Annotated in this window: 4 protein-coding genes; 2 read left to right on the forward strand and 2 right to left on the reverse strand. The window is 41.1% G+C overall.

Translation table 11 applies throughout. The annotated features are described in order from the left end of the window. Positions 1–35: 35 nt before the first annotated feature. Positions 36–530 (forward strand): hypothetical protein, encoded by a 495-nt coding sequence (locus WG906_RS18060; protein WP_339994273.1) that lies wholly within the window; start codon positions 36–38, stop codon positions 528–530. Between the two features lie 209 nt (positions 531–739). After that, complete coding sequence (locus WG906_RS18065; protein WP_339994274.1) at positions 740–3,265, forward strand: zinc-dependent metalloprotease; 2,526 nt, start codon at positions 740–742, stop codon at positions 3,263–3,265. A gap of 53 nt (positions 3,266–3,318) precedes the next feature. Here WG906_RS18065 and WG906_RS18070 read toward each other — a convergent pair whose 3' ends face one another. Then, on the reverse strand, positions 3,319–4,263 hold the full coding sequence (locus WG906_RS18070) for a PorP/SprF family type IX secretion system membrane protein (RefSeq protein ID WP_339994275.1): 945 nt from the start codon (positions 4,261–4,263) through the stop codon (positions 3,319–3,321). Between the two features lie 70 nt (positions 4,264–4,333). After that, positions 4,334–6,776: Ig-like domain-containing protein (locus tag WG906_RS18075; RefSeq protein ID WP_339994276.1), on the reverse strand; the 2,443-nt coding region annotated here is incomplete at its 5' end.

Below are 6,776 nucleotides of genomic sequence, written 5' to 3' on the forward strand. Positions count from 1 at the left end.
TTAAACACCTCATCAATAAATAAAAAATCAGCTATATGTTTAACACTAAATCAATGATCTATCAAACCGAATGGCTCGATTTGGTATTTGCCAACAGAAATAAATCGTATGGGGCTTATGAACTGCGGTTAAATTATAACAGGCGGTTAGGACGGGCACTTTTGCTTTCATCTTTACCTATATTGATGCTGTTTTTATATCCCTTAATAGAAAAGCGGGTCCTTACTGATGCAGCTCAACCTGTTCCCTACCATACTAATGATGAAATTATTGATGTGTCTCTGCCTCCGCTTGAACAAAGGAAGGAGAAAAATGCTCCTGCGGCTGCCGCTCCTGAATTATCACCACTTAAAATAAAGTCCACCCGTTTTGTGAAACCAGTCGTTGTTAACACTCAGGTAAACGAAAACCCACCTACTTTAGCGGAGTTGCAAAATTCGGCTATTGCTACCCAAAGTTCAGACTGGATTAAAAGTTCATCGGATATAAATGTGGCAGAAAGCGGCGACATGACAGGGGTGAACTTATGATTTTACGTCATTCAGATCTTAAATAAATTCATAAAAGATCCATTTTGAACTTGTTCCCAATTACTAAAGAAAATCGTCTTGCAATCTGGAGAGGTCCTGAAGTCTTACAGGGCTAAACTTCGTTCACGCTACTCTCCGATTTTAAATCTGCATAATCAATACCGGAGGTTTTTATTATATTAACAAATAATCTGAGCCTATAGATATTTATGAAAAGACGTATTTATTACCTTTTATGTTTCTTACTTGCAGCAGAGGTAAGTTTTGCACAAGATTCACCTGCACCTGCCGATTCTACAAAAAAAGTTGCCGGAACAGCAGGCTTGCAGGGCAATGCAACACCGAAAAATCAGCCAAAGCCCTATAAGCAGGTAATCACCGGAAAAGCGATCACCAGGTCAGGTTTGTTTAAGGTCCATAAAGTGGAAGATAAATATTACTTCGAATTAGGAGATTCTGTATTAGGAAGAGAAATATTGGTTTTAAACCGTATTTCAAAAGCCGGAGCCGAGGTTCGGGCGGCAGCAGGGTATGCCGGGGATCAGATCGGGAGTTCGGTAATTCAATTCGAAAAAGGACCGAATAACCGCATGTTCCTGAGGCGAATTTCATACAATACGTATAGTCCGGATAGTACAAAATCAATGTATCAGGCGGTGCAGCGTTCGAATGTTCAGGCTATTGCGGCTGCCTTTAATATTTCGGCTTATGCGCCAAATGGTAAGGGAAGTGTTATTGATGTAACGGATTATATTAATGGAGAAAATGAAATTTTTTCATTCAGTTCTCCGGCCGGGAAAACCCGAATCAGGCTTGGAAACTTTATAGCAGACAGGAGTTACATAAACAACATCAGAAGTTTTCCGCTTAACGTTGAGGTTACCACAGTTAAAACATATGCTTTATCCCCGGTGAGCCTAAGTACAGGCCCCGCTGCCGGAGGGAGCGCAAACCTGAATGGCTCTTCTACAATAGAGATTAATAGTTCTATGGTAGTTCTTCCCGAAAAGGTCATGCAATCCCGTTATTTCGATCCCAGGATAGGATACTTTACTGTAGGATATACAGACTTCGATGCTAACCCGCAAGGGATAAAACAAATCGAGATGATTAAGCGCTGGAGGTTGGAGCCAAAACCGGAGGATATGGCCCGGTACCGTAGAGGTGAACTGGTTGAACCCCGAAAACCGATAGTGTTTTATATTGATCCGGCTACTCCTAAAAAATGGGTGCCTTATCTTATTGCCGGAATAAACGACTGGAAAAAGGCTTTTGAAAAAGCCGGCTTTAAAAATGCCATTATGGGTAAAATGGCACCAACGGCACAACAGGATTCAACCTGGAGCCTGGATGATGCGCGGCACTCGGCCATTGTTTATAAACCCTCAGAAATTGCCAATGCCAGTGGTCCCAGTACATCCGATCCAAGAAGCGGAGAAATTTTAGAGAGTCATATCAACTGGTATCATAATGTAATGAAACTGGTTCGCGACTGGTATATGATACAAACAGCAGCGGTTGATCCGCGCGCCAGGAAAATGGAATTTAGTGACGAGTTAATGGGCGATTTGATTCGTTTCGTTTCCTCTCATGAAGTTGGGCATACCCTGGGCCTTCGCCATAACTACGGATCCAGCTCTACTGTTCCGGTAGATAATCTACGTAATAAAAAATGGGTGGAAGAAAATGGCCATACTCCATCAATTATGGATTATGCACGTTTCAACTATGTGGCACAACCGGAGGATAATATCTCCAGTAAAGGACTTTATCCCCGCATAGGAGAATATGACTTATGGGCCATTGAATGGGGTTATCGCTTACTTCCTTATTACAAAAACGCCAAGGATGAAGTACCGGCCCTTAATAAACTTACAATAGAGAAAGCAAAAAACCGGCGTTTATGGTTTGGAACAGAAATCAATCCTGACGATCCGCACTCTCAAAGTGAGGATCTGGGCGATAATGCCATGAAGGCAAGTGAGTATGGCATAAGAAATCTTAAGCGCATCGTGGTTAAACTTCCCGAATGGACAAAAACACCGCATGAGAATTACGATGATCTTGAGAATATGTATAATCAGTTAACAGCACAGTTTAACCGTTATATGGGACACGTCGCTAAAAATATAGGGGGCGTTTATGAGAATCCCAAAAGGGTTGAACAAACCGGAGTGGTTTATGAACGTACCCCGGCGGCAATTCAAAAAGAGGCAATGGCTTTTTTAGATAAAGAATTATTTATTACACCAAAATGGTTGCTTCAAAATGAAATACTTGATAATATCGGTTCAAATTCATTGCTGGTTATTTCCCGCAGTCAGGAGTATACTTTAAATCGATTGCTTAGTTATTCGACCTTAAACAAACTAATAGCAGGAGAAGCCATGGATGGTGACAAGGCCTATAAGATTACGGACTTTTTTAAGGATATGGATAATTCCCTACTTGATGAGATCAGAGCTAATAAATCCATTGATGTATATCGTCGGAACCTGCAAAAGATGTATGTGGATAAATTAATAGAACTGGTTAAACCTGCATCAGTCGCAGGCGTTTCGTCGACAAGCCGGTCCTTGATGCAATCAGATGTTGTATCGGTCGCTAAAGCGGAATTGCGCAACATCAATGCTATGATTAATTCGGCTCTTCCAAATCAGTCGGATTCGTTAAGCAATTACCATCTGCTGGATCTTAGTGACCGTATAAAAGAAGCATTGAATCCAAAAGGATAGATGGACTTGTCAATTAAACCAAAGAAAAATTAAAGGTTAAGAGGCTGATGTTTTTAAAAATAACAGCGGGGAAAATTTCTTCCCTGCACGGGTAAACGAAATTTCAGGGAAATTTCATGGGTTCCTTTTTGTACTCTTGATAGTTTTGTTGAAGTAAAATCGTAGGAATAGCCTACCGCGATATTAGGAGTGACATAAATTTGTGCCAAGGCATTAAAAGAATCTAGTGAACGGTATGAAGCCCCCAGCCAAATGGTTTCGGATAGGAGGAAATTCGCATTAAAATCCATTGACAGCGGAGAGCCATTTACATAATTAGCGATAAAATTAGGCTTAAACTTTATGTTCTCTCCCATATTCATTAAATATCCTGCCTGGAGAATGTAATGCGGCCGGTAGGTAGTTGTAGAACGTATGTTCCCAATCGCTTCTATTGGTCTGTAATAAAAATGAGGAGATGAAATTCCAATATAATATTTCGGGGTAAAATACATTATACCTAAACCAAAATTGGTCCTTAATTCACTTTCATTTACAAAGACAGGGTCAGTAGCAGATTGCGGGCTTGCTGCGTAGTTTTGGGAATAGTCTGCAGAGAAAGTGCTTAACCCCCCATTAAATCCCACAGCCAAATAAGTTTCGTCTCCCAGAGGTACACGTTGTGCTACAGTGAGATAAGCTCCTTTCTCTGTAATAACTTCACCAATTTGATCACGTATAATTAAGGCGCCTATTGAAGTATTCGACTGCTTTAATGGAGAATGGATTGAAAAACTTTGAGTATTAGGTGCCCCCTCTAGTCCGACCCATTGCTGTCTGAAAAGCGATGTTATTGTAAATGCTTCATCCATAGCGGAATAAGCTGGATTTAGAGCTAATCCATTAAACATATACTGGGTATACATCGCTTTCTGTTGCGCATTAGCGGTGAAACCTGAAAGTATGACGACTATTAAAAAACCGAAGTTTTTTATAAGTAATAAGATTAAGTCATTCATGATTGAGAGACTATCCGTTTAGAGCGTTGATTATTTCGATCTTTTACGTCTAATGTTCAATCAGGGTTTCTCATTTCTTTCGTTTCAAAATAAAATAGCCTTTATTGAGTTTTGTAACGTTACCTGGTGTTTTAGTGTAAATTAAGTAATAGTAAACTCCATCCACAAGATCCTGCTGTGTATTTGCAAATACACCTGTATTTGCTTTACCTCTGAATGCTTTGTCGTAATTGTCATAGTTTTTCATCCTGAACACTTCATTACCCCACCTGTTAAAAATAGAAACTTCATTATCCGGATAGGCTGAAATGTTATAGATAAAGAATTCATCATTTCCTACCCCGTCATCATTCGGTGAGGTCATAGGATCGGGCCTTATATCAGTATTTTCGTCTTTCCCTGAAGGAGGTTCATCCGTTGGAAATACATCGTGTATCAGCACTTCAGATCCTGTTCCTTTATCCACATATTTAGAAGAAATTGTATTGATGTTAACCAAGAGCGTTTCATCGATTTCTTTAATGCCATCTCTCACGGCCAGTACCTGAACTCTTTCATTCGAAATGGTTTGACCTGCTTTAATGGTAAGTGTGAGATTTCCTGATAAACTATAGTCGCCGGCAGTCACATCTCCTGAATAGGATAAGGTAATCGTTACATCTTCGTGTATTGGCGATAAGAGTTGTGCTGTAATCCATACCTTACCACCTTCAAATACATCCGATTTAAGCGGTGTCAGATTAACAATTGTGGGCGGGTAAATATTCAGGGTTACCGTTGCTTCAACACAGGCACCATCTACATCGCATGCCTGATATTTAAATGTTACTGTACCTATAAATCCCGGGGCTGGTACATAAATGAAAGTTCCATCCGGATTAAATTGAGTGATGGTTCCTGAGGCCGGATCTGTAACTTTAAGAAACGTAAGCACCGTTCCATCGGGATCAGTATCATTAGTGCCGACATTCCCGTTGATAGTAACATTTAGCCGTTCATCAAACGCGTCATTTAGAGGTGTTGGCGGAGCATTTACAGCTAAAGTTAACGCTTTTTCACTAACACAGATCTTGTTGGATATCGTCCATTTAAATTCATAAATCCCTGGAATATGTCCGGATATTTGTGTGTCAAAATTAGTCGGATCACTTATTAATACCAGGTTAGGGCCCGATGACTGACTCCATTTTCCCGTGCCTATTAATGCCTGGTTCCCTTTTAAAGGAGCCGGGATATTTATATTATATCGTTTTGTCTGGTCTCCAAAAGTTTGAGCCTGTGTAGGTAAAGGGATAACATTAATAACGTAGTCTTTTGTGGGGCCCTGGCATCCGTCTGCTGTCGCTGTAATGGTATATACAACTATGCCCGTATTAACTCCGGTAGCGTATAAAGTTTGAGCGGGTATTGTACCGGTTCCGCTCATCGTTGTGAGACCGCTAACTCCTGACGAATTGGAAACAGACCATTGGAAAGTTGCTCCAAAGGTATTTGAAGTGAGTATAACTGCAGTGCTATTCGTGCCCGAACATATTTCCTGTGATAAAGGGGAATTGGTAATGATGGGTTTAGGAATTGTGATCGTAAATGTTTGCGGTAAACCGACACATCCATTAGAAGCAGGCGTTATAGTTATTCTGGCTGTTAATGCGCCAGTCGTTGTATTAGTAGCTAAAAATGAAGGAATGTTGCCGGTTCCGCTGGCAGCAAGTCCGATGGAGGGATTGTCATTGGTCCAGGTAAAGGTACTCCCCGGAATACTTGAGCTAAGTGTAATTGGAGCTGTGGTGCTGTTATTACAAACAATTACGTTAGAAAGTGAAGTAACAGCAGGTCTCGGCTTTATGGTTAACGTTATTGCTGTTCTGGAAAGACTTAAACAGCCGCTGACATTATCAATCCCTTCAGCATAATAAGTTATAGTTCCAACAGAATTTAAAGTTGGTGAAGCAATAGCGGTACCGCCGCTCGCTGTAGTATACCATAATATCCCTGTTGGAGATGCGAAAGCAGCTCTTGCATCCAGAGTTTGAATGGGACTTGTTTCGCATTGGGTGATACTAGATGAGCCTGATAATGCTGGAGCCGGAGGGGCTGCATTAATAGTTAAGGTTACAGCAGTTCTTGTTAGGCTCAGGCAACCCGTTACAGGATTACTTGTTTCAGCAAAATATCTTACAGTTCCAACTGTGTTTAAAGTGGGCGATGTGATCGGGCTACCCCCGGTTGCAGAATTATACCAAGTAACATTAGTCGCAGAGCTAAGGGCGTTGTTCGCATTTAGTGTCTGGGTAGGATTTGTTTGACAAGCGGTGATAGTTGAAGAACCTGACAGTGGAGGCGGAGCAGGGGCCGGGTTTATCATTAAGGTAACGGCAGTTCTAGACAAGCTTAGACATCCCGTTGCCGTATTTGTTGCTTCAGCAAAATAAGTTATTGTGCCTGCAAAACTCAAAGTTGGAGAAGCGACAATGGTACCTCCAGTTGCTGCAGTATACCAGGTTACATTGGTC

It is taken from the genome of Pedobacter superstes, assembly GCF_037622515.1.
Taxonomy (GTDB): Bacteria; Bacteroidota; Bacteroidia; order Sphingobacteriales; family Sphingobacteriaceae; genus Paradesertivirga; species Paradesertivirga superstes.

What these genes read in the sequence shown, in the direction of transcription:
- WG906_RS18060 (WP_339994273.1), top strand. Translation starts at nt 36, where the DNA reads ATGTTTAACACTAAATCAATGATCTATCAAACCGAATGGCTCGATTTG.
- WG906_RS18065 (WP_339994274.1), top strand. Translation starts at nt 740, where the DNA reads ATGAAAAGACGTATTTATTACCTTTTATGTTTCTTACTTGCAGCAGAG.
- WG906_RS18070 (WP_339994275.1), bottom strand. Translation starts at nt 4,263, where the DNA reads ATGAATGACTTAATCTTATTACTTATAAAAAACTTCGGTTTTTTAATA.